The 22,291-nt window shown below is 38.0% G+C and carries 24 protein-coding genes; 15 read left to right on the top strand and 9 right to left on the bottom strand.

Translation table 11 applies throughout. The annotated features are described in order from the left end of the window. The first annotated feature begins 20 nt into the window (after positions 1-20). The 6 genes from B3D98_RS07795 to B3D98_RS07770 all read left to right on the top strand — a co-directional run bounded on the left by B3D98_RS07795 (position 21) and on the right by B3D98_RS07770 (position 6,368). Positions 21-1,682, top strand: coding sequence for an ABC transporter permease (locus B3D98_RS07795; RefSeq protein WP_288582186.1), 1,662 nt, complete (start codon positions 21-23; stop codon positions 1,680-1,682). Next, the gene (locus B3D98_RS07790; RefSeq protein WP_288582184.1) at positions 1,675-2,745 is read left to right on the top strand and encodes an MBL fold metallo-hydrolase; all 1,071 of its coding nucleotides are present in this window, start codon (positions 1,675-1,677) and stop codon (positions 2,743-2,745) included. Before B3D98_RS07795 ends, B3D98_RS07790 begins: the two co-directional genes overlap by 8 nt. Continuing rightward, on the top strand, positions 2,738-3,544 hold the full coding sequence (locus tag B3D98_RS07785) for a hypothetical protein (protein ID WP_288582182.1): 807 nt from the start codon (positions 2,738-2,740) through the stop codon (positions 3,542-3,544). The genes B3D98_RS07790 and B3D98_RS07785 overlap by 8 nt, the downstream gene beginning before the upstream one ends. A 157-nt stretch (positions 3,545-3,701) precedes the next feature. Beyond that, positions 3,702-5,000 (top strand): M48 family metallopeptidase, encoded by a 1,299-nt coding sequence (locus B3D98_RS07780; protein ID WP_288582241.1) that lies wholly within the window; start codon positions 3,702-3,704, stop codon positions 4,998-5,000. A gap of 87 nt (positions 5,001-5,087) precedes the next feature. Further along, positions 5,088-5,906 (top strand): YitT family protein, encoded by an 819-nt coding sequence (locus B3D98_RS07775; protein WP_004232517.1) that lies wholly within the window; start codon positions 5,088-5,090, stop codon positions 5,904-5,906. Positions 5,907-5,987: 81 nt separating this feature from the next. Further along, positions 5,988-6,368: an MmcQ/YjbR family DNA-binding protein gene (locus tag B3D98_RS07770; protein ID WP_288582181.1), complete on the top strand. Its 381-nt coding sequence runs from the start codon at positions 5,988-5,990 to the stop codon at positions 6,366-6,368. 39 nt (positions 6,369-6,407) lie between these two features. Here the strand turns inward: B3D98_RS07770 and B3D98_RS07765 are convergent, their stop codons facing one another. From B3D98_RS07765 to B3D98_RS07740, 6 genes are all read right to left on the bottom strand, one after another. Further along, on the bottom strand, positions 6,408-6,749 hold the full coding sequence (locus B3D98_RS07765; protein ID WP_288582180.1) for a GIY-YIG nuclease family protein: 342 nt from the start codon (positions 6,747-6,749) through the stop codon (positions 6,408-6,410). Positions 6,750-6,766: 17 nt separating this feature from the next. Next, a complete protein-coding gene (locus B3D98_RS07760; protein WP_048389708.1) occupies positions 6,767-7,522 on the bottom strand; it encodes a DUF2087 domain-containing protein in 756 nt (251 codons plus the stop codon). A 135-nt stretch (positions 7,523-7,657) separates the two neighbouring features. Beyond that, positions 7,658-8,533 (bottom strand): ABC transporter permease, encoded by an 876-nt coding sequence (locus B3D98_RS07755; protein ID WP_288582177.1) that lies wholly within the window; start codon positions 8,531-8,533, stop codon positions 7,658-7,660. After that, on the bottom strand, positions 8,533-9,453 hold the full coding sequence (locus B3D98_RS07750) for an ABC transporter ATP-binding protein (RefSeq protein ID WP_288582175.1): 921 nt from the start codon (positions 9,451-9,453) through the stop codon (positions 8,533-8,535). Before B3D98_RS07750 ends, B3D98_RS07755 begins: the two co-directional genes overlap by 1 nt. A gap of 6 nt (positions 9,454-9,459) precedes the next feature. Then, on the bottom strand, positions 9,460-9,861 hold the full coding sequence (locus B3D98_RS07745) for a DUF3021 domain-containing protein (RefSeq protein ID WP_103117705.1): 402 nt from the start codon (positions 9,859-9,861) through the stop codon (positions 9,460-9,462). 1 nt (position 9,862) lies between these two features. Beyond that, positions 9,863-10,312, bottom strand: a complete 450-nt coding sequence (locus B3D98_RS07740) for a LytTR family DNA-binding domain-containing protein (RefSeq protein ID WP_115673452.1) — start codon at positions 10,310-10,312, stop codon at positions 9,863-9,865. A gap of 205 nt (positions 10,313-10,517) precedes the next feature. Between B3D98_RS07740 and B3D98_RS07735 the strand changes: the two genes are divergently transcribed. From B3D98_RS07735 to B3D98_RS07715, 5 genes are all read left to right on the top strand, one after another. After that, positions 10,518-11,546 (top strand): AbrB family transcriptional regulator, encoded by a 1,029-nt coding sequence (locus tag B3D98_RS07735; RefSeq protein WP_288582172.1) that lies wholly within the window; start codon positions 10,518-10,520, stop codon positions 11,544-11,546. A gap of 155 nt (positions 11,547-11,701) precedes the next feature. Then, positions 11,702-11,842, top strand: coding sequence for an RAxF-45 family protein (locus tag B3D98_RS07730; RefSeq protein ID WP_004232534.1), 141 nt, complete (start codon positions 11,702-11,704; stop codon positions 11,840-11,842). 104 nt (positions 11,843-11,946) lie between these two features. Then, entirely contained in the window at positions 11,947-13,746 is a 1,800-nt protein-coding gene (gene abc-f, locus B3D98_RS07725; RefSeq protein WP_257961443.1) for a ribosomal protection-like ABC-F family protein, read from the top strand. Beyond that, the gene (locus tag B3D98_RS07720) at positions 13,739-14,530 is read left to right on the top strand and encodes a GNAT family N-acetyltransferase (protein WP_288582169.1); all 792 of its coding nucleotides are present in this window, start codon (positions 13,739-13,741) and stop codon (positions 14,528-14,530) included. The genes abc-f and B3D98_RS07720 overlap by 8 nt, the downstream gene beginning before the upstream one ends. 570 nt (positions 14,531-15,100) lie before the next feature. Continuing rightward, on the top strand, positions 15,101-15,835 hold the full coding sequence (locus B3D98_RS07715) for a hypothetical protein (RefSeq protein WP_048389726.1): 735 nt from the start codon (positions 15,101-15,103) through the stop codon (positions 15,833-15,835). Between the two features lie 126 nt (positions 15,836-15,961). Here the strand turns inward: B3D98_RS07715 and B3D98_RS07710 are convergent, their stop codons facing one another. Continuing rightward, positions 15,962-16,339 (bottom strand): hypothetical protein, encoded by a 378-nt coding sequence (locus B3D98_RS07710; protein ID WP_112117651.1) that lies wholly within the window; start codon positions 16,337-16,339, stop codon positions 15,962-15,964. A 154-nt stretch (positions 16,340-16,493) separates the two neighbouring features. Here B3D98_RS07710 and B3D98_RS07705 point away from each other — a divergent pair, with 154 nt between their 5' ends. Both B3D98_RS07705 and B3D98_RS07700 read left to right on the top strand, forming a co-directional pair. Next, complete coding sequence (locus B3D98_RS07705; protein ID WP_004232545.1) at positions 16,494-17,024, top strand: hypothetical protein; 531 nt, start codon at positions 16,494-16,496, stop codon at positions 17,022-17,024. 15 nt (positions 17,025-17,039) lie between these two features. Next, positions 17,040-18,584 carry a flotillin family protein gene (locus tag B3D98_RS07700; protein ID WP_004232547.1) on the top strand — a complete coding sequence of 515 codons (1,545 nt, stop codon included), beginning with the start codon at positions 17,040-17,042 and terminating at the stop codon, positions 18,582-18,584. Positions 18,585-18,620: 36 nt separating this feature from the next. Here B3D98_RS07700 and B3D98_RS07695 read toward each other — a convergent pair whose 3' ends face one another. Further along, positions 18,621-19,166 (bottom strand): GNAT family N-acetyltransferase, encoded by a 546-nt coding sequence (locus B3D98_RS07695; protein ID WP_103117709.1) that lies wholly within the window; start codon positions 19,164-19,166, stop codon positions 18,621-18,623. 17 nt (positions 19,167-19,183) lie between these two features. Continuing rightward, a complete protein-coding gene (locus B3D98_RS07690; RefSeq protein ID WP_048389774.1) occupies positions 19,184-20,008 on the bottom strand; it encodes a methyl-accepting chemotaxis protein in 825 nt (274 codons plus the stop codon). A gap of 298 nt (positions 20,009-20,306) precedes the next feature. Here B3D98_RS07690 and B3D98_RS07685 point away from each other — a divergent pair, with 298 nt between their 5' ends. Next, entirely contained in the window at positions 20,307-21,506 is a 1,200-nt protein-coding gene (locus B3D98_RS07685; RefSeq protein WP_115673448.1) for an MFS transporter, read from the top strand. Between the two features lie 14 nt (positions 21,507-21,520). Continuing rightward, on the top strand, positions 21,521-22,249 hold the full coding sequence (locus B3D98_RS07680) for a sulfite exporter TauE/SafE family protein (protein WP_066037604.1): 729 nt from the start codon (positions 21,521-21,523) through the stop codon (positions 22,247-22,249). Positions 22,250-22,291 lie beyond the last annotated feature (42 nt).

Below are 22,291 nucleotides of genomic sequence, written 5' to 3'. Positions count from 1 at the left end.
TAGAGAAGGGTTGACATGCCATGATAATGGAAGGAAGACGAGCTTTTGGATTTTTACTGACAATTGTCATCATATTTGCTATCGCACCGTTGATGGCCATTTTATTTTATACCTTTATTAAAGAGGGACATGTTGATATATCACAGTTTAGTCGAATGTTTACACACGATAGAATATGGAAAACGCTTGGAAATTCGATGGTTTTAGGGATTTTCGTGATTATTGGGACAACAATTATCGCATTACCTATGGCTTTCATTCGCACGAAAACAAGTTTATATCAATATGAATGGCTCGATATAGTGTTAACGATTCCATTTATGACACCTCCCTATATTGGTTCAATGGGCTGGATTTTGTTTATGCAGCACAATGGTTTTTTACAGCAGCTTATTCCAAGTGCTGCTTGGATGACAGATTCCTTCTTTTCCTTATTTGGCATGGTAGTGATCATGAGCCTACACCTGTTTCCGTTTTTGTATTTAATGCTGAAAAATACATTGCTTCGCATAAATGGCTCATTTTTAGATGCAGCGCTGATTTTTGGGCGAAGTTCTTTGCAAAATTGGCTAAAAGTTGTGTTACCTCTTTTACTTTCGAGCTATGTTTTGGGAAGTCTCCTTATTTTTATTAAGACGCTTGCTGAATTTGGAACGCCAGCTACATTCGGCAGTCGGATTGGGTTTCAAGTGTTTACAACCGAAATTCATTCCTATTTATCAAGATGGCCAGTTGATATTCGCATGGCAACCTCGCTATCCTTATTCTTATTGTCAGTTTGCTTAGTCATTTGGTATTTCCAAAATCTCATTGGACGCAAATATACATATGGTGTGCTATCAGGAAAAACACCTGCTAGACGTGAGATCAAGGACAAGTGGTATATAAGAACAGCTTCGTGGACTTTTGTAGGGCTTGTTCTATTGCTATCTATCGGCATTCCTTATTTCTCTATTATCGTGACCTCTTTGCAAAAGGTACGGGGAGATGGTTTACAGGCAGGGAATTTCAGTTTGGCTTCTTATCAAGAGGTCTTCACTAGTGGAAGTGCAGGATTGACAGCATTTTTAAATAGCATTGTTTTTTCTATCATGACGGCCTTGATAACCGCCATAATAGGTTTATTCATCGCTCTTTATATTAAAAAAGGAGAAACCAGAAAGCAGCAAATATTAGACTTCTTTAGTTTAATGCCTAATATTATTCCGGGAATTGTCTTTGTTGTAGGTTTAATTATGTTTTGGAATGCTCCTTGGCTTCCCGCAACAATTTATAACACAAAGGCAATGGTAATAGTCACATACTGTGTACTGTTTTTACCTTATTCGGTGCAGTATATAAAGTCTTCTTTTTCACAATTGGATGCCTCTATTTTTCAATCAGCTGCTATTTTTGGACGTAGTAACATTGAGGTTTATCGTCGCATCATCCTACCACTTTTGATGCAGGGTATTTTAACAGGAATGATGATGACTTTTATTATTTCAATGCGAGAGCTTGTAGCTGGCCTTTTAATTTTGCCACCATCCGTAGAGACAGGGGCAACCTTTATCTATAGCCAATTTGAGCAAGGTAATGTAGGGGTTGGAATGGCAGTAGCTGTTATAACCGTCCTTATGACTGTTATTTTTATGTTCCTATTGGGTTGGCTGCAAAAACGAGGAGGGCAGGCCAATGCTTAGTGTTGAAATTTTAGGTGGTGTAGGCGAATATGGGCGCAATTGTTTTTATCTAGAAAATCAGAGGCAGGCCATTTTATTGGATTGTGGCATTATGAAAAATACACAAAAAACGCCACCAAATATTAGATTTAATCATATTGAAAAGCTAGCTGCTGTCTTTATTTCTCATTCGCATATTGATCATGTAGGGGCATTGCCAATACTACAGAACATGGGCTATACGGGACCGATACTAATGAGTCATACAACTGCTCAGCAGCTTCCACTGCTTATCCCACAAGTCAGAACTTTCTATCCAGATACGATTGGAAAATGGATAGAGGTCAATGAATATCTTGCCTTTCAATGGGGATATAGTGGGCATTTAATTGGAAGCGTGTGGTACAAAATTCGTTTCTTTGATGAAATGATTTTTTTCTCTGGTGATTATGTAGTCGATTCGTATTTATTAAAGGCGACCTTGCCAGAGGAGGATGGAACGGTTTATGATGTAGCGTTTATTGATAGTGGACATGCGGAAAAATGCATTCGAAATCTTGAGGTGTTAGAGCAGATGGCTATGTACGTAAAGGCTCATCCCAATCATTCATTTATATTCCCCTCCTCTTTTTCGGGCAAAACAGTCGATATTATGACGTATCTTTCCGAACATACAACTCGAGCGATTAGGGTAGATGCCAAGCTACAACCTTTATTGGGGCATTATGATGAAGAACATGAAAATATTTGGCCAAATAAAGTGATGCTTTTAGAACGACTCAAGCAAAAACTGGACAGTCACCATGTACTGTATTTTGTCTCAGAGCAGGATGAGGCTCAAGTGGAGGAGCTTGCAAAGGATTATCCGACGGCAATTTTTGTTCATACAGGCTATTCTCGTCATGCTTACAATCCAGCTAGCTTAAAGCATATCTCTGAGGAGTTCTTCTATAAAACACATCCAGACTATTGGGATTTAGTGGAACTGTCACAGAGACTTCGTGCACGACAAACGATCTATTTTCACAGTACACATACAAATTTAACAACAACATTTCCGAAGGAGGAATTACAGCGTGACTAAACTAAAAAAATGGGCATTTTATCTGTGTGTCTTGGGCTTGATAGTGATTAGTATGATGGGTGTGAATACAATACAAGCGAAAGCAGCCATTGAGCCAGGCCATGAAATTAAATTCAATATTAAACCTGAGATTTTTAATGAATCAACTATTGTCCAGGCTTTTCAAGCAACTAAAAAGGATGACGTAAAAGTTTATTTTTATGATACGCTTGACCAATTGTTTCTACGTCATGACTATATACACCGCTTACGTGTATATAAGGGTAGTAATAAAATGGATATAACCTACAAAAAGCGTTTTTTAAACACACCTTTAAGTGAAGCAATGGCAGAAACAATGAATCATGGTTTTACTGGTTCTGAGTCAAATTATAAGTTTGAGCTAGATATTAAGGGAGATCATCGTACATTTACGATAAGCCGAAAGGAATCTTTGAAGACTTCTCCTGAGGTCTCTTATGATTCAGTTGCAACAAATGTTGCGAAAAAACTCATTCTTGAAAATGCGCCAAAGAAAATTGTAAATTGGAACTCCGAAGCATGGTATAAAAATACGTTGTCTCAAGTTGTCGTATATGGGCCTGCTAATGCTACGACCTATAAAGGAAGCTTTTTAGGACATGAAGCGGATATAGAGGTATGGCAGTACAAAGGCGATATTATGGTTGAACTTTCTACGAAGGTAGATGATGCGGCTCAAGCAGCTACTATAGAAAAGCAATGGTATGAGCAACTATTATCCACTGGCTATCTAAGCGGGGATCAACGTGGTAAAACGGCATTTGTTATGGATAGATGAATAGGACGATAATGATTTCGCCTCATATAGAAATGAGGCGAAATTTTTCTTTGGCAACAGAGAGATTAAAAAAGTAGGTCCATGTTTGTTCTAACTTTGATAATTTCGCTTACACTTACTATAGGACGAACTTTGGGTGATATGAGGGGGAAATAACATAGCGAAAAAAATGGGCATTGTTACACTACTACTTTTCGGTGTTTACGTGCTTTGTATGTACTGGTATATTTTCCACAGCGGTGGTGGTAAAATACCAAGTGCCTTACAAGGAACGGCGGCAGATCCAGTGATGTTTATGTCTGGCAAGGAGCTTTTTTTAAGTGGTGAATATTCAAAAATACGGAACTTTGTATTCTTTGTAGCCACACCTTTAGAATGGCTTATTTACTTCTTGATTTTACTATTGGGTGTATCTCGTTATTTCGAAAAAGTGACGACCTCCCAAACGAAGTGGAAGCTATTGCAAAATGCGGGTTACTTATTCCTATTATCTTTATTGCTCTATATAGTGCTATTCCCGCTTGATTATTATCGCTATCATCTAAGCAAAAGCTATGGCATCAGTACACAAGCATTTGCATCTTGGATGAAGGATGGTGTCATTGATTTTTGGGTGAATTTTGGCACTAGCTTGATTATTGTTACGGTGATTTATTGGCTCATTAAAAAGAGCGAAAAAAGATGGTGGCTCTATGCTTGGCTTTTAACTATCCCCTTTACAATCTTTGTGATGTTCATTCAGCCAGTTGTCATTGATCCTTTGTACAATGATTTTTACCCACTAAAAAATAAAGAACTGGAAACAAAGATACTTTCACTTGCTACACAGGCCAATATTCCAGCAGAGCATGTTTATGAGGTCAACATGGCAGAAAAGACAAATGCTTTAAATGCTTATGTGACAGGAATTGGGAGCAATTCGAGAATTGTGCTATGGGATACTACATTAAATAGACTAACGGACAATGAAATTTTATTTATCATGGCACATGAAATGGGACATTATGTTGAAAAGCATATTTATTTTGGCATTGCAGGCTATTTATTCTTAATGTTAATAGGGCTATGGCTAACAGCGAAAATTATGCGTCGCTTGATTTCACGATATGGACAGGTTTTAAAAATTAATAAAATCAGTAGCATTCGTTCCTATCCATTATTTTTACTCATTACTTCTATTTTACTATTTGCTTCCAATCCAGTATCCAATTTTATATCGAGATATCAAGAAACGAGAGCCGATCAATATGCTATTAACCTTATGAATGATCGAGAAGCGGCTGTAACAGCATTTCAAAAGCTAACGATTTCAGGCTTAAGTGAAGTGAACCCGCCACTCTTAGTGAAGTGGTTCCGTTATACACATCCACCGATGCTTGAGCGAATCTATAAAGTTGCGGATACAGGGGAACATAAACAAAATATACCTTTAAAGGAAGAACAGAAGAAAAAGTAAGAGGATAGGTTTTTCAGGAGTGTAATTTGGGTAGTCTATGACAAAGATGTATCAAAAATTGGTCGTTGATTGATAGGGGATAGCATTATGCGAAATGTGATTATAATTACACTTTCTTCCATTTTAGTGGCCTTTGCCTATAATTATTTATTGATTCCCCATGAAATCTTGAGTGGTGGGTTGAGTGGTATTGCCATCATGCTTGGGATTATTACCCCTTTAAATACAGGCGTGTTAAATTTACTGCTTAACCTGCCTTTACTGATTTTAGGTGTGATGAAGCTCGGCAAGCGATTTATTAGCTACACCATTCTTTCGGTGGCTGTGTTGTCAGTGAGTTTATATATTATTCCAATACACAAAGCGACACAAGAGCCAATCCTCGCGTCCTTATTTGGTGGTGTTATTGTAGGGTTTGCAATGGGCATGATTTTCCGAGCTGCTGGCTCCTCAGGGGGCTTTGATATAATTGCTATGCTACTTAGCCGGAAACGTGATTTTCCGCTCGGTACGTTAATTGCCGCTATGAATGGAATCGTAGTGGCTGCTTCTGGCTTTGTCTTTAGCTGGGATGCGGCGTTGTTAACCCTTGTGTCCATTTATGCAACTGGAAAAGTAGTGGATACAATTCATACAAGCCATATTAAATTAACGCTGATGATTATTACGAGTAAAGGGGACGAGGTCAAACAGCAACTATTAGAAAAGCTACATCGTGGAGTAACGATTATCGATGCAAAGGGAGCGTATTCAGGCGAGGGTCGGAAAGTATTAATTACTGTTATTACGCGTTACCAACTAGCTGATGTGAAAAGCACGATTAAGGAGACTGATCCAAAGTCGTTTGTGAATATTTTACAGACGACGGAAGTAATCGGAATGTTTGATCGTGGTACAACTAAATAATGCTATTCTCTACACACGTTTTAGGTTATACTTACCATAATCGAACGTGTGTTTTTATTTGAGGGGACGGGGATTGTTAAGATGGAAAAAGAAATAATTCATGCTTACTGTATACAGCTTCATGGAACAACGTATGACTATCAAGAGGAGTGGCAAGCAGATCGCTATCATATCGGTGGAAAAATTTATGCCATGCTTGGAGGAAATAGAACAGGTAAGCCTGTTCTTACATTGAAATGTGAGCCTTCTCGAGCGGAGGAATTACGAGAAGCCTATGCAAGCATTATACCTGGTTACTATATGAATAAAACCCATTGGAATTCCATTTATATGGATGCTGAGGATGTCCCGATGGATTTGGTAGAGAATCTTATTAAGCATTCGTATGAACTTGTTTTCAATAAATTAACGAAGAAAGCACAGCACGAAATTCAATTGATTGGCAACCCATCAAACAAGTAATGAATAGCGCATTTACCTTTTTGGCAAATGCGCTAATGACTAATTATAACCATGCTCACCATAAGGCTTTAGTGTCTCAAGCCATTTTTGCTCCAGCTTTTCGAGTTCTTTTTTTTCATCAAAATAGCCTTCTTCTTTTTTCTTTAAATACTCAACGATTTTCACCTCGAAAGCATCTTGACCAAATGAATTGTAGTCCGCTTGAAGCTCCTTGTTCGTATGTGTATTCGTTTTGAGCATAAACTGAAAACCATTTAAACGCTTCAAATTATTAAAGCTACCGACAAATACTTTATTTGTTTGTGTATTCGTCATTGTAAAAACGCCCGCTTCAATTTTCATGTCCTTATACATTTCTTTTAACTCTTTTTTATGATCCATTTTTATAACCTACTTTCTTATTTTTTTACCCAATAGGCACTGCCATCTGCTTTCCGGTCAAGAAAACCGTATTCAATTAAGTAACGACGTATGTGTACATAGTCTTCATACATAGGTTTAATCACTTCATTTAATTCTTTTTCAGTATAATGCTTTTCTTGGTCAAAAAGATTTGCAATTGCACGCAGCACTACAATTTTCTGTTTTTCGCGCTTTGGAAAGCGAACCAGTTCCTTGCCAACACCGTTTGGAAATAGCTTCTCTAATAATTGCTGTTCTTCCGTGAGGGTTACGTTATAGCGATCGTCGACCATAGTAGCTGTTTTATGAATAGGCACAAATGGTTCCTCCTTCTGATCTTGTTCTTTTAGTAACTCCATCATCACCATCAATGTTTTGGCTTGGCGTTCCTTTTCTTTTAAAGCAAAACGGTGATGGCGAATCGTTGTGGCACTGCCAATCTCTAATTCTTCTTTTATCTCCTGATCTGATTTTCCCTCATAAAATAAGCGTAAAATATGACTTTGATGTTCTGTTAAGCCTGTCATTTTTTTATTGAGACCGTTTAAATAATGAAAAACAGAATGGTGAGCCAATGTAATATGGTGTTGCATCATTTTCTCTGCTTCATATAATAAGCCCTCTTGAGGATAAATAATGCCTTTTTCTACTTTTTCACCGCATAGTAGGCAGGTGAAGTGTGTCGCTTGATCGATATATCCCTTTTTTAGATCATCGATAGGAGCTTGCCAAAATAATTCATTTACATCCATTGCAATACCTCCTTGATAAAACAAACGAATTCTAATTTTGTTTGTTGTTTAATATTTAAAATAACAAAATGTTTGTATTAAAGCAATAAAAAACACATCGTATTCTAAACGATGTGTAAAATGGTTGGCTCATATTTAGTTATACTTTCTCTTAAATAAGATCATAGATGCTAGAGAAAGAACTACAATTGTACAGACAATCACAATTAGACTTGTTGTGGAGCTAAGTATATGTCCATTTAGTTCATAAACAATGCCATAATTCATTTTATAATCTTCCACATAAGAAACGGGCACACCATCAAAAACATTTGCAATAGAGCTCTCCATAAATGCATTGCGTAATAATAGTGTTGTATGGCTAATTGGAAAGTACATGATTATATGTTGTGCAAAGCTTGGTAGAGCTCCAAGAGGTACATAAACACCACATAAAAATCCAAGTAATGTACCAACAATTGTGCCGAGTGTTGAGAAAGCATTTTGGGTCGACACAAATAACGAAAGAAATAAATTAAAAACACTCGCAAGCAAGACAGATAAAAACAGTATGCTCAATACCTGAATAAAATCCCCAAAACTTAGAATTTTACCTCCCGTTGTGAAAATAAAGATTTCACAGCCAAGGAGCGCAATAAAGGAAAAAATACAGCCGATAATAAATGCATTGAGCACATAGCTCAACTGAATAGTTGCACGAGAAAGGGGAGCTGTTAAAAAGTCGGCTTGTACTTTGGATTCTTGGTCTTTAACAGCGATACCATAGGCACCAAGTGTAGTCGAAACAGCAATCATGGATAGTAAACCTGCTACTAGCCACTCATTGACCATGGTGATCAATTCAGGTGTAGCTTCTGTTAGTTGTTCAATGGCATCTACCTGCATTTTTTGGAGAAAGACAGCGTACAACACAATGACAATAATGACTGACAGTAGGGAGAAGAACACCTGTGTTTTATCCCGTCTAAAAATTTTGTTATTACGCAGAACTAAACTAATTAATGCTTCCACTACGCAACCTCCTCCTCTGCCATAATATGAAGAAAGACATCATCCATTGATCCTTTAATGACTTCGAAGGAGGCGATAAGTGGCTCAGCTTTTTTTAAAAGGGGAAGTGCTTGTAAGGTAGACGTTAAACGGATGGTGTATATCCCTTGATTCTCTGTGTAGGAGATCGCATTTTCCTCAAGAAACTTCACACCCTCCTGTGCATTTTGAAAAACGAGAGCCATTGAATCATAGGCATATTTTGTTTTTAGTGCATCGGGCGTTCCCTGTGCGACAATTTTACCTTGCTTTAAGACAGTGACTTGGTGAGCGACTGCCGCTTCCTCCATATAGTGGGTCGTTAAAAAAACAGTCATATTGGTTTCCAGTTGAAGTTGTTTAATCGCCTGCCAAACAAATTGACGTGTTTGTGGATCTAAACCCGTTGTAGGTTCATCCAGAAATAAAATACTTGGACGATGAATCAGTGCACGAGCAATATCTGCTCGCCTTTTTTGTCCCCCTGATAATGTTCCATATTTTTTCTTTTCAATATCCTCTAAATGCAAATAGGTGGAAACAAATTGATAGTTATCGGTAAGCTGTGCTTTCGATAAACCATATGTTTTCCCTCGATGGAGGATATTTTCACGTACAGTTAATCGCTCATCTAATAGACTTTGCTGGAAAACGACACCAATAGATTTACGGATATCCGCATTACCATTGCTTGCGTCGAGTGTGAAACCATTAATAGTTACTTGACCACTCGATTTTTTTAGTAAAGTACAAAGTATTTCAATCGTTGTAGATTTACCTGCACCGTTTTCACCTAAAAAAGCGAATAGGGTGCCTTGTTCGACTGTAAAAGAAATACCTTTGACAGCTTGCTGATCTCCATACTGTTTACATAAATTTTCAACTTTTATCGCAAACGTCATAAGTGGTTAATCCCTTCTCTTTTGAATTTCTTTATTGATTTTTTCAATATCATTTAATTGAAGAACATATAGAATACACCAAACAATCAAGTAAATAATGGCTTCCGCAATAAGTACATACCATACACCTGAATCAAACCAACTACCAAAATAGCCTGCGGTTAGTACACATGCTGTCACCGCTACTAAATGGAGAAGAAGCTGAACTGTAAAAGGCAATTGCTCCATATCAAAAATGACGGATAGCAAACCAATGGCAATGCCAAGGATGGCCGCGATCACAATTTGCTCCAATAATTCTGTTCCTGTGGCCACCGCATTATTTGATAGGACGCTAAGTGTCACTAAGACATAAGAGGAGCTAAGGGAAATGAGTAGACCGATAATCATCATGCGTAAATACTTCATGCTATGAATCCCTCCCAATACCTAAGTGTCTCTTTAATTCTTTTAAATATTTTCGGCTGACATGAATGGCTACGTCATTTTCAAGTAATAGCTGTGTAGTGCCGATTTTGCCCATTTGAATAGAGGATATTTTATGGATATTGACGAGTGTAGACTTACTCACGCGTACAAAATCTTTGGCGAGCTGAGCCTCAAGCTCATATAATTTTCGCTTGGACTCAAACTCTTGCTCATCTGTCTGTAAAAATACTTTGGCATCCTCTGCGTAAATGGAATAAATATCGGAAATTTTTAAGAGATGAATTTCTTGTTGGTCATATCCATCTAGCATCGTACTTTGGGATGTTTGAAGCTGTCTCATCAATCTTTCAATTTGCTCATTATATTCCTTGGCATGAATATGAATCTCAGTTTCCTCGAGCTCATGATTGATGGTTAAATGAATTTTCATAGGAGGCCTCCTTTAAAAACGCTGAATCAGGTATTACTAATGTAGCATAGAAAATTTTAGCAAGGATAAATTGTTCGATAAGAGGTTTTATTTGTTGGATAACAGGTTCTTTTTCAACGATAGCAAACAGTTCAAAAGTCGGTCCAGTAGAAAAAGCGGTTTATAAAGGTCATAATAGGCTTATCGAGTTGAAGGGGTTGCTACCATGTTTATTTTTGATAAGCATATGTTCATCACATTATGCATTGGTTTAATAGGTGCTGTAGTTTTTCAATTTTTCCATATACCGATGCCTTGGCTGTTAGGAGCGATTACAGCGGTCCTCATCGTGCAGCTATCCACCAATGTCCAATTAAAATGGCATCATTCTTTCCGCAATTTTGGTTTAGTCGTAGCAGGTTATTCTATCGGCTATGCCTTTACACCAGAAGCTGTACAGGACATCAAGCTTTTTTTAGGAAGCATGGTCCTGTTAAATATCATATTTATTTTGTTGTTTTTTGCGGTAAGTTTCCTTGTTGCCAAGCGTACAGATTTAGATTTTGCGACTGCCTTAACTTGTTGTGTTCCTGGGGGCATGTCGCAGGTTGTGGCATTTGCGGAAGAGCAACAAGAGATGGATATGGTGGTCATCACATTCTTTCAAATCCTTCGCGTTCTTTTAATCGTTGGCTTTGTTCCTTTAATGGTGGCAGGGGCAGGTGGCAATAGTTCTATGATTGATGGAACATACACATGGAACCTTGTTGGCATACTTGTGGTATGTGGTGGCGCAGGGTGGCTAGCACAAAAGCTAAAAATTCCAACAGGCTATATGCTAGGCCCGGTGTTTTTACTAATGGGCGTTAATATGGCAGGGATAGAAGTACCAAAATTACCATTATCGCTTCTGCATATTGCCCAACTCATGCTAGGAATTTATATTGGATTATTATTAAAAAAAGAGGATTTACATTTATCGAAGAAGCATATCTTTTATGCGTTTGTTTCGGCAGGCATTTTTATTGGGGCAGCCTATGGTTTAACATTTGTGATGGCAGCGTTGTACAGCCTTGATTTTAGGACAAGCTTTTTAAGTATTGTTCCTGGTGGTCTTGATCAAATGGGGATTATTGCCGCTTCGGTCCATGCAAATGTCACGATTGTCACGGCCTTTCAGCTTTTTCGTGTACTAGTTGTCTCGATTTTTCTGGTGCCTGTGGTAAAAGTATTTGTAAAAAAAGTGAAAACATGAGGGGGCTATGAATCAACCACTCATGTTTTTCTTTGTGCGAATTTCGATCAAATAGAACTTTTGAATGATGATAAATGAACGTTAAATTTTCCCTTTCCAAATAATCCGAATAATGTTATGATAGCCATAACTACTATGAACGGAGGTGAGAAGGAATGAATAAAAACGCTACGAAAACATGTGTAAAAGTGGATACGGCTATGTATTTTGCACGTGTGATTACTTTCGATTTTGCGAACAACGGGATAGGTCTGTCCATTTTTAAGCAAAATCAAATAACAAACGTAGCGAATTAACCATTCTTTTTCACACATTTAATTGAGAAGAGGACTGCTTGTTAATGAGCAGTCTTTTTTGTGTTCTAAAGATGTTTTCGCACGTTTCATTGGAGGAAAAAACGATGCAAATGAAAGCTGAACAAATTCAAAAAATTATGGGTGGCAATATATTATTCGAGAACTTACAGCTAGAGGTAAATAGTGGTGAACATGTGGCGATTGTTGGTGTAAATGGCAGTGGAAAAACGACTTTATTACAACTGCTTGCAGGGGTAGAGATACCTGACAAGGGACGAATAATTAAAAGTAAAGAAGCGACGATTGGCTATTTACATCAGATTCCACATTATCCACTCCATGCTGTGAAAGAAGTGCTGGAGGAAGCATTTGCGGATATTTATGCAATAAAGGCAAAAATGACAGCACTTGAGCAAGAGATGCAGTCGACGGTCACGGATAAAATATTACTGCAATATGGGCAATTGCAGGAGCAATTTATGCTATTAGGGGGCTATGAAGTAGATGCACAGCTAGCAATGATTGCAAATGGACTGGGTATTTCAGATATGCTAGAGCAGCCATTTAGTAGTTTAAGTGGTGGTGAAAAAACAAAGGTTATGCTTGGACAAATTTTATTGAAAAAGCCCTCTATTTTGTTATTGGATGAACCAACGAACCATCTGGATATGCAAGCTATTGAGTGGCTTGAACATTATGTGCGAAACTTTGAGGGGATTGTCATTGTCGTATCCCATGATCGTCAATTCATGAATCAAATAGCCCAGAAGATTATCGAAATTGAGGATGGAGAGGCTTTTACGTATAACGGCCATTATGATGCCTTTATAGCACAAAAAGAAGCAAAAATTGAACAACAGTTTGCAAATTATGAAGAGCAACAAAAGAAAATTAAAAAGATGCAAGAAACAATTAAACGATTAAAGCAGTGGGCGAATGAGGCGAATCCACCAAACGCCTCGATGCATCGACGTGCAAAAAGTATGGAAAAAGCATTAGCACGTATCGAGCGAGTAAAGAAGCCCCTCACTAAAAAGAAAATGAATTTAGCGTTAACGATGGCTGAACGCAGTGGTAAAGAGGTAGTGCTTTTGCAAGCCATTGATCATGGCTTTGATAAGCCTTTATTGAAGGAAAGCAATCTAGCTATTTATTTTGGCGAAAGATTAGCGATTGTTGGGAGCAATGGTAGTGGAAAATCAACATTATTAAAAATGATGTTAGGGGAAATCATTCCTAATCAGGGAGTGTGTCAGATTGGAAGTAATGTGAAATTTGGATACCTTTCCCAGCAATTTGAACATCCAAATCCTGCTATACGATTAATTGATGCCTTTCGTGAAAGTGTCGCCGTGTCAGAGGCGGAAGCTCGCCATATACTCGCACGATTTTTGTTCTATGGCTATGATGTCTTTAAAAAAGTGAAGGACTTAAGTGGTGGAGAAAAAATGCGTCTTCGTTTAGCACAATTAATGCATGAGGATATCAATGTCTTAATCTTAGATGAGCCAACGAATCATTTAGATATTGAAGCAAGAGAAGTATTGGAAGAGACACTAGAATCCTTTGAAGGCACGATTATTGGGGTGTCACATGACCGCTATTTCTTACAGAAAATTTTTACGAAAACGGCGTGGATTGAAAACCAGACTATTCAAGTTTTTGAGGGAGATTATGAGTGGGCTAGAGAAAAACGACAGGAACTTGCAATGAAAATGGTTGAAAAACAACCAGTAAATAAAACGCAGCCACCAAAAAAAGAATTACCGATTGAACAGCAAATTGAAAAATTAGAGACAAAACTACAACAACCATCGCTTGCTAAAGAACAACGGCAGAAGCTTGAACTTCAATTAGAAAATTTATATGAAAGATGGTTAGAGGGGGGCACAGAGCATGTTTAATTTAGAACGCATTATGCAGCTTGATATAGAGTATGTGAAGAGTTTCAGTGAAGTGGAGGTTTGTAAGGAGGGGGTCTTATTTTACAATCAGGCTATCCCAACCTATTACGATGCAAATCATGCACAGATTTGGAGAAAGATTGAACAACCTGATTTATTTTTACAAGACATCAAAGATTTCTACCAATCAAAGTCCCTGATTCCGCGGATTTATTTATATAATCTGGAAGAAAATCAGTTATGTATAGAAGCATTAGAGACGCATGGCTTTCAATATGAGCATTTTGTTAATGAAATTCAGTACTGGGATGGTGAATATGCGATACTTCCACCTAATCCTGCTATTCAAATTGAGCGTGTAACGGATGCAAATATGGAGGAAGCATTAGCAGTAGAAATGAGCATTTCTGCATTTGGGGAGCCTTCATTAATAAAAAAGGCATTTGAACAAACCTATCATTCTTCACATTTTACGTATTATCTACTAAGACTAGATGGGGTGGCGTGCTGCTCAGCAAATATTTTTGTGTCAGAAAATCAAGGTAGGATTGAAAGTGTTGCAACAACTGAAAGCTATCGTGGTCGAGGTTTAATCGGCTATATGCTGCAGCATATCCAACAGCAATCAGTCAAGCTGGGATTGGACGATCTTTGGATATTACCAATTAGTGAACAGGTTGCCAAAGTCTATGAGAAGGCAAATTTTAAATCGGTGGGCTCCATTGCATCGATTCATGCGTTTACTGAAGGGAAGAGCATTCAAGATATCCGCCAACAGGCTTAAATAGCTACACATAAAAATCGCCAAATTCCTGTAGTGCTTACAAGGAATTTGGCGATTTTTTAGAACTGTACTTGTCAATTTTGATTACAGGTTGCTTTAATGAAGGGATGCTTTAAAATATAATCAGCAAAAATTATTTCCTGCTCCTGTAGCACGATAGCTGCTCATTACGACATCGAATTCCTCAGGCCTCAGTTAACAGCATTGTTTTTATCCATTGTCTGATATGAATTTGCGAGATGCAACTTACTCGGCTTAGTTGGAGCTGGTGGACCATTCATTTTTGCGATGAATGCCTATAAATGGAGGTGGGAGCTGTTTTATTGGAGCTTCTGTTACTTATTTTAATCGTGTAGTATATGTCTAATCGTTTGCGAATGAAACTTGTTAAAGGATAAGTAGGAATGAATGAAAACTAGTAAAATCCTGAATAGTATCGACTATTCGGGATTTTTGTTTTATTGTTAAAAAGAAGGATTTTCAATTATTAAAAGTTTTTTACTTGAAAAAATGTCGTATTCGATTTATTGTCTTTAGAGATACTTGTTTAATGGACTTGGAGGATATGAAATGCACGGAATTTATATACGCTATAATGTCTCAGATGAAACCCAAGCAGCACAATGGCCCAAAAAAATGGATGCATTTGCGTATGTTCAACGAGAAAAACCACAACAAGACAATGATAACTTGCTGTCAAAAGAAGAGCTAAAAAACCATGCCATTCGCTATATTAAAAGCTTGAAAGACAATGCAAGTGTCCATTTAGTAGAGCAGCGCAACGGTGAAATTGAACATTTTGATCGACGCTACATGGAGTCATTAAAGTTAAAGGAAAGCATCGATTCCCAACTTATTAATCTAGAAGAAATACGCTTATTATTGCAATTAATGAATGTCTTGAATTTATCCCATGCTTTTGGAGAAAATGCTGGCAAGCTACTTCGTCAAATAACGCCATATGCCAAAGAGGTAGAACATCCAACATTCCAAACAACACGCGTTGAGCGCCATTTTTATTCGGAGCTAATTGAACAAATTGAAATGGTTTACGCACGAATTATGCGTCAGCACAACCCATCGACAACGGAAATGCAACAATCAGAAAAGCTCTGGACAACTGTCTGTGAGCAAGCAATAGAAAAAGTAGAAGCACGAATCGAACGTTTATCATCTATTAAATTAAAGCATGAGAAAAATTTACTAGAGTTTAGTCACTTAAAACAGCAAAATATCGAAGCGAAGGAACGCTTAGATCTAGCTGTCCATGAGCTGGATGCCATTTTAAATGTATTAGAATCATAAGAAAAGCATGTCTCTGTCAAAATCGGAGACATGCTTTTTATGTTGTCGTCGGATAGAGGGACAAAAGTGACGGTTAGCAGTGCGAAAGTGGTGGATAGCTTCGTAAGATTGACGGATAGCTGTGCTTTACTTCGCTTTCTCCTCTGTTTGATCCCGCTTAGTTTGGCGTGAAAGGCGGATTAAATCCAATCCAAGAAGCACAACAATGATATAGAATAGAGGACTTGTGAACGATAGGCCAATTTGTGATTGACCGCCAAGTAATGTTAAAACGATCCATAATCCAACTGTATACAATGTTAATCCGATATAAGCCTTTTTTGATAATCTTTTATATCTACCCTTGTCGAAGGCTAGCTGAATGATGACAAGCCCAACTAATATAAGCAATATTATTTTTTTAGTCAGCATCGCAGCAATAGTTGTATCAGGAAAGAAATCATTAACGAATAATAACGTGAAAAATACTAGAATTATAAAATTTAAGATTGTTGAAAGCTTCATGCCATTTCTCCTTAGTTGTCAGAATACTTTTCTATTGTAACATGGTTCTAATGAAAGCAAAAAATAATACTTTAAAGAAGAGTTTGAAAAATTTTGAAACTTTTCCTGAGGTACATCCGTATAGTAGGTAATATGATGAAAAGGGGTGAGCAACTTGACGCTATTTGGCTATTCACTCGAGCAGATCTTTTTGGTGGTTTTGATTTTCGCTGGCCTTGCCACAGTATTGGTTATGTTTTTTGGTGATGCAGTCGAAGGTATTGGGGAAGGACTGCCCATTTTTAATCCGAGTGTCATTCTATCTTTCATTACGTTGATGTCAGCAGCAGGTTTTATTTTAGAAAAACTAGCCTGGTTCTCTAGCGTTTGGAACATCATTGCTGCATGTATCATCGGTGCTATTTTAAGTTCCATCTTTTATTTATTTGTTCTCGTTCCGCTACGTTCCGCTGATGTTTCTTTAGCTTATACAGAGGAATCGCTAGGCGGGCAATTAGGAAGAGTTATTGTGCCAATTCCAGTAGATGGTTTTGGCGAGGTTGTTATCGAAACGACAAGTGGCATGATTTCAAAACGGGCAACGGGCTATGATAATGAAGCCATTGACTATGATGAAACCGTACTTGTTGTGGATGTGAAGGACGGAACACTTTTTGTTAGAACGTACGAGAAAAAATTTGTTTAAAGGAGAGATATGTCTATGTCAACCGATATCTTAATTGTTTTAGGAATTGTAGCATTTGTATTAATTGCCCTAGTCGGCTTATATGTGACAAAGTATCGTACGGCGGGTCCTGATGAAGCACTGATTGTGACAGGTAGCTATCTCGGCTCTAAAAATGTACATAAGGATGAGTCGGGGAATCGCATTAAAATCATTCGTGGGGGCGGTACATTTGTATTCCCTATTTTCCAACAAGCACAGCCGTTAAGCTTACTTTCTAGTAAACTAGAAGTGACAACGCCTGAGGTGTATACAGAGCAAGGTGTTCCTGTTATGGCAGATGGTACAGCCATTATTAAAATTGGCGGTTCCATTTCAGAAATTGCGACAGCAGCAGAGCAGTTTTTAGGCAAGCAAAAAGCAGAGCGCGAAGGGGAAGCACGTGAAGTATTAGAAGGTCATTTACGTTCCATTTTAGGATCTATGACGGTTGAAGAAATCTACAAAAACCGCGATAAATTCTCACAGGAAGTTCAACGTGTTGCTTCACAAGATTTAGCAAAGATGGGTCTTGTCATTGTATCCTTCACGATCAAGGATGTACGAGATAAAAATGGCTATTTAGACTCACTAGGGAAACCGAGAATCGCACAGGTAAAGCGAGATGCTGATATTGCGACAGCAGATGCAGAAAAAGAAACACGTATTAAACGTGCAGAAGCGTCTAAGGAAGCACAAAAGGCAGAACTAGAGCGTGCGACGGAAATTGCAGAAGCAGAAAAAGAAAATCAATTAAAAGTAGCTGAGTTCCGACGTGAGCAGGATATTGCCAAAGCGCGTGCTGACCAAGCGTATGAGCTTGAAACTGCTCGTGCTAAGCAGGAAGTAACGGAGCAAGAAATGCAAATTCGCATTATCGAGCGTCAAAAGCAAATTGAATTAGAAGAAAAAGAGATTTTACGTAGAGAAAAGCAATATGACTCTGAGGTTAAAAAGAAAGCAGATGCAGATCGCTATGCAGTGGAGCAAAATGCTGCAGCCGAAAAAATGCGTGAGCTTGCACAGGCTGATGCGGAAAAATATCGTATTGAATCATTAGCAAAAGCAGAGGCAGAGAAAATTCGTTTGGATGGTCTTGCCAAAGCTGATGCAGAGCGAGCACAAGGGGAGACGGAGGCTGATATCATTCGTCTACGTGGTCTGGCTGAAGCTGAAGCTAAACGTAAGATTGCCGAAGCCTTTGAATACTATGGTCAAGCAGCTGTACTGGATATGGTTGTACGCATGATGCCAGAGTATGCAAAAGAGCTTGCAAGTCCACTTGGCAATATCGATAAGATTACAGTGGTCGATACTGGTGGTGGAGAGGGAAGTGGTGCGAATAAGGTGACATCTTACGCAACCAATTTAATGTCTACACTTCAAGAAACATTAAAAGAAACTTCTGGTCTCGATGTAAAAGAGCTGATCGAGAGCTATGCTGGGAAGCACACATTGCGTCCAGAATTAGAGCAGATTGCTTTAGGACTTGAAAAAAAGCAAGCACCTGAAGAAACGAAAGAAGCGGTAGAACAATCCTAACAAAAAACGACCTGATGATCTCATCAGGTCGTTTTTTTATAGTTGTTGCTGCCATTCACTTACAAGCATGCCATAAATAACGTGATTTACATAATGATCGTAGAGCCATTCTGCAGCTCGAATGGTTCCTTCTTGCATGAATCCAAGACGTTCTGGGATTGCGCGACTTTTGTGATTGGCTTCAGCAACACGAATTTCAACTTTATGAAGCTTCAATGTTTCAAAGGCATATTGCAATAAAGCTTTTACCGTTTTCGTCATGATGCCATGTCCTTGTGCTCCTTCGCTCAACCAATAGCCAATAGTGCCGATTTTATTGCTCGGATTAATCGCGTTAAAGCCTGCAATGCCAACAATTTCATTTTTAAAGAGAATGACTAGGGAGAGGCTACTGTTCGCTTCATGTCCCTTAATACAGCCCTCAATATAGGCTTTTGTATCCGCCAGTTCTTTTGTAAAATCTAGCCATGGTAGCCATTCTTTCAAATATTCCCTCGAGGCATCCGTTAATGCAAAAACCTTCTCTGCATCTTCAGGTGCGATCATCCGTAAAGCTAAATCTTGGTTAATGGTAATTTGCATTATTGTTCACCTCATTATTATTTTAACGCATTGTGCATAAAGCCTTTCATTTCTCGGCTAAGTAAAGTTAATTCTTCTATAATTTCGCTGAAATCCTGTACGAGCTGTGCTTGCTCATTTGTTGCATCATTGATTTGTCCCATATTTTGCTTTAGATTATCTAGATTTCTATTGATATTCCGTAATGATGATTCTATATTTTCGGTAGCACTAGACGTCTCAAAGGACAGCTTTCGAACTTCCTGTGCCACAATATTAAAGCCAGCGCCGTGCTGTCCAGCTCGTGCAGCCTCGATGGATGCGTTTAAACCTAGTAAATTAGTTTGGCGAGATATACTTTTAATTAAATCTGTCACGGCATTTGTTTTTTCAGAGTCCTCTAGGGCATGCTGTGCCTGCTTATTAATTTCCTCACTAGTGGCTGCTAATTCCTCAGAATGGGAAGCGATTGTATGTACTTTATCCTGTAGACTGTTGACGATCTTATCCATCGTAGCCATATAATCTTCAAGTTTGAGCTCATTATCTATTGGTAAGCCAAAAGCTAATGCACCTACTACTTGACCATTTTCACGAATGGGGAATGAAAAAGCATTGATTGCTACACCGTAAACATCCTCTGGTATCACCACATCTGCATTTTGTCCATTAAAGGCGATGAAAACATTTTGGTCATTGGCGTTAACTTTTTGTCCATCATGGTAGCCGGAATCCACACGTTTACCTGCTAAGTATTTAACGACTGTTTCATTTTCCTTTTCAACAACAGCTACAATGGCTTCTTGTTTTAGTGCTAGATGAATATAAGGTGTTGCGAGGGCTAAAGCTTCAATAATTTTCATAAAAATTCCTCCAAGTCTCGTCAATGAAAATGGTTGTGTCATCTGTCTTCATTGTGACAATGGTTCTAGATGATTACTTTTACTGTAGCACAATATTTGCCAAGTCAAAATAGCTATTTATTTTTTATTAAAAGAAGAACATACAAATCCGAAGTGCTTTTATTTGTCAATTATTATTTTTTTGTAGCGGTGAAAATGAAGGCCTTTTTTGTCTATTTTTTGACAAGGAGACGTGTGTTTTGCGAAATATTGTATTAGAATAATAGTAGCATGTGGAAGAAGTTAAGGAGAGAGTTTCATGGACTATATACAAAAGGGTACGAGGGCGTTTCATAAAGCGAATTGGGCCTTATTTTTAGCAGGCTTTATTACGTTTGCTAACCTATATGTAACGCAGCCATTACTACCAACATTTTCAGAAGCATTTCACGTCTCACCAGCTGTAGCAAGTTTATCTCTTTCAGTAACTACCTTTGCATTAGCGGTGAGTTTAATAATTGTCAGTTCGTTATCAGAAGCATGGGGAAGAAAATCATTGATGACGATTTCTATTTTTGCAGCTTCTGTCCTGACACTAGCTCTTGCATTTTCACCTAACTTTGAAACAATTTTAGTTTTACGTGTTGTACAAGGCATCGTTTTTGCAGGTTTACCAGCAATCGCTATGGCTTATTTGGGAGAAGAGATGGAACCAGCAAGCTTAGGGGTTGCCATGGGCTTATATATTAGCGGTAATTCAGTAGGGGGACTTAGTGGACGAGTTATTATTGGTACCTTAACGGACCATTATAACTGGCATACAGGCATGATGGTACTAGGAGGAATCAGCCTACTAGTTAGTTTATTGTTTGTCTGGATGTTACCAAGCTCCAAACATTTCAGCGCGCGACCTTTACAATTAAAAGCATTGACCAAAACCCTACTGCAACATTTAAGAGATCCTTCTATGCTGTGTCTTTATGGGATGGGGTTTCTTTTAATGGGAAGCTTTGTCACACTTTATAATTATATTGGCTTTAAACTAATGGCACCTCCCTATAATTTAAGTGCCACAATTGTAGGTTGGATATTTGTCATTTATTTAGTTGGGACATTTAGCTCGGCATGGTTTGGCAGTTTAGCCGATCGTTATGGTCGCCAACGAATGCTCTTACTGGCCATTGCCATTATGTTAGCTGGAGCTATAGTAACGCTCAATGGGCTCCTTACTTTAAAGATTATAGGGATAACAGTTTTTACCTTTGGCTTTTTTGCAGCTCATTCAATCGCAAGTGGCTGGGTGAGCAAACGAGCATCCCACGATAAAGCACAAGCATCTTCTCTCTATTTATTTTTCTATTATTTTGGTTCAAGTGTTGGAGGAACAGTAGGAGGCATTTTTTGGATGAAATATGGGTGGATGGGTGTTATAGTGATGATTGCTCTGTTTTTATTCATTGCTTGTGTCCTATCATTTTTATTAAAAAGATTCATTGTTAGACAACGTATCACAACATGATGTGAGGTGTCATTTTGCAGGAATTACTTTTCTATTTTTTCATTATCCTAGCAGCTTCTATTTTACAAACCAGTACAGGTTTTGGTTTTTCCGTTATGGCTACGCCTTTTTTACTGTTGCTTTTTACACCACAAGAGGCGATGCAAATAAATATAATACTGTCCCTTGTTATTTCGTTTTCTCTCATATGGAAGGTGAGACATGATATTGATGTAGCGTTGCTTAAAAAGGTGATGATCGGTAGTGTTGCAGGTGCTCCTTTTGGTAGTATACTATTTGCCTTAGTCGATGTGACCACATTTAAGCTGCTCATCGCTATCCTTCTTATAGGGCTTACGATTCTATTGATTAAAAATCTCTCTATTCAACAAACAAGGAGTAGAGATTATGGCGTTGGTTTTATATCAGGTATGTTCACAACAAGTATTGGGATGGCTGGACCACCACTGTTGCTCTATTTTGCGAGCACACATAGAAATAAAGAAACCATTAGAGCTGTTTCACTAGCCTACTATATATTTATCTATCTAATTAGCTTACTTTCTCAAGTCATTTTTGAGGGTACAAGTAAAATGGTTTGGATATATAGTATGTATGCTTTGCCAATTGTTTTCTTAGGACTTATTTTTGGACAAATGCTATTTACGCGATTAAATCAAAAATTGTTTAAAATCTTAATTTATTTTCTATTAGTAGCAGCAGGCTTAATTTTGTTGATCCAAAGTTTATGGACAATGCTATAAACAACAAAAAGAAGTATGGAAGGATAATACATCCTCCCATAC

The organism is Lysinibacillus sp. UBA5994 (assembly GCF_002429725.1).
In the GTDB taxonomy this organism is placed as follows: Bacteria; Bacillota; Bacilli; order Bacillales_A; family Planococcaceae; genus Lysinibacillus; species Lysinibacillus capsici.
This window is presented reverse-complemented; position numbering and strand designations above follow the sequence as displayed.

Excerpts from the sequence above, each read along its gene's own strand:
- B3D98_RS07770 (WP_288582181.1), top strand. The coding sequence starts at position 5,988 with ATGGAAAAAGAAATAATTCATGCTTACTGTATACAGCTTCATGGAACA.
- B3D98_RS07695 (WP_103117709.1), bottom strand. The coding sequence starts at position 19,166 with ATGCAAATTACCATTAACCAAGATTTAGCTTTACGGATGATCGCACCT.
- B3D98_RS07765 (WP_288582180.1), bottom strand. The coding sequence starts at position 6,749 with ATGGATCATAAAAAAGAGTTAAAAGAAATGTATAAGGACATGAAAATT.
- B3D98_RS07710 (WP_112117651.1), bottom strand. The coding sequence starts at position 16,339 with ATGAAGCTTTCAACAATCTTAAATTTTATAATTCTAGTATTTTTCACG.
- B3D98_RS07760 (WP_048389708.1), bottom strand. The coding sequence starts at position 7,522 with ATGGATGTAAATGAATTATTTTGGCAAGCTCCTATCGATGATCTAAAA.
- B3D98_RS07795 (WP_288582186.1), top strand. The coding sequence starts at position 21 with ATGATAATGGAAGGAAGACGAGCTTTTGGATTTTTACTGACAATTGTC.
- B3D98_RS07740 (WP_115673452.1), bottom strand. The coding sequence starts at position 10,312 with ATGAAAATTCATTTAACCATCAATCATGAGCTCGAGGAAACTGAGATT.
- B3D98_RS07720 (WP_288582169.1), top strand. The coding sequence starts at position 13,739 with ATGTTTAATTTAGAACGCATTATGCAGCTTGATATAGAGTATGTGAAG.
- B3D98_RS07750 (WP_288582175.1), bottom strand. The coding sequence starts at position 9,453 with ATGACGTTTGCGATAAAAGTTGAAAATTTATGTAAACAGTATGGAGAT.
- B3D98_RS07745 (WP_103117705.1), bottom strand. The coding sequence starts at position 9,861 with ATGAAGTATTTACGCATGATGATTATCGGTCTACTCATTTCCCTTAGC.
- B3D98_RS07790 (WP_288582184.1), top strand. The coding sequence starts at position 1,675 with ATGCTTAGTGTTGAAATTTTAGGTGGTGTAGGCGAATATGGGCGCAAT.
- B3D98_RS07730 (WP_004232534.1), top strand. The coding sequence starts at position 11,702 with ATGAATAAAAACGCTACGAAAACATGTGTAAAAGTGGATACGGCTATG.
- B3D98_RS07700 (WP_004232547.1), top strand. The coding sequence starts at position 17,040 with ATGTCAACCGATATCTTAATTGTTTTAGGAATTGTAGCATTTGTATTA.
- abc-f (WP_257961443.1), top strand. The coding sequence starts at position 11,947 with ATGCAAATGAAAGCTGAACAAATTCAAAAAATTATGGGTGGCAATATA.
- B3D98_RS07690 (WP_048389774.1), bottom strand. The coding sequence starts at position 20,008 with ATGAAAATTATTGAAGCTTTAGCCCTCGCAACACCTTATATTCATCTA.
- B3D98_RS07685 (WP_115673448.1), top strand. The coding sequence starts at position 20,307 with ATGGACTATATACAAAAGGGTACGAGGGCGTTTCATAAAGCGAATTGG.
- B3D98_RS07775 (WP_004232517.1), top strand. The coding sequence starts at position 5,088 with ATGCGAAATGTGATTATAATTACACTTTCTTCCATTTTAGTGGCCTTT.
- B3D98_RS07715 (WP_048389726.1), top strand. The coding sequence starts at position 15,101 with ATGCACGGAATTTATATACGCTATAATGTCTCAGATGAAACCCAAGCA.
- B3D98_RS07735 (WP_288582172.1), top strand. The coding sequence starts at position 10,518 with ATGTTTATTTTTGATAAGCATATGTTCATCACATTATGCATTGGTTTA.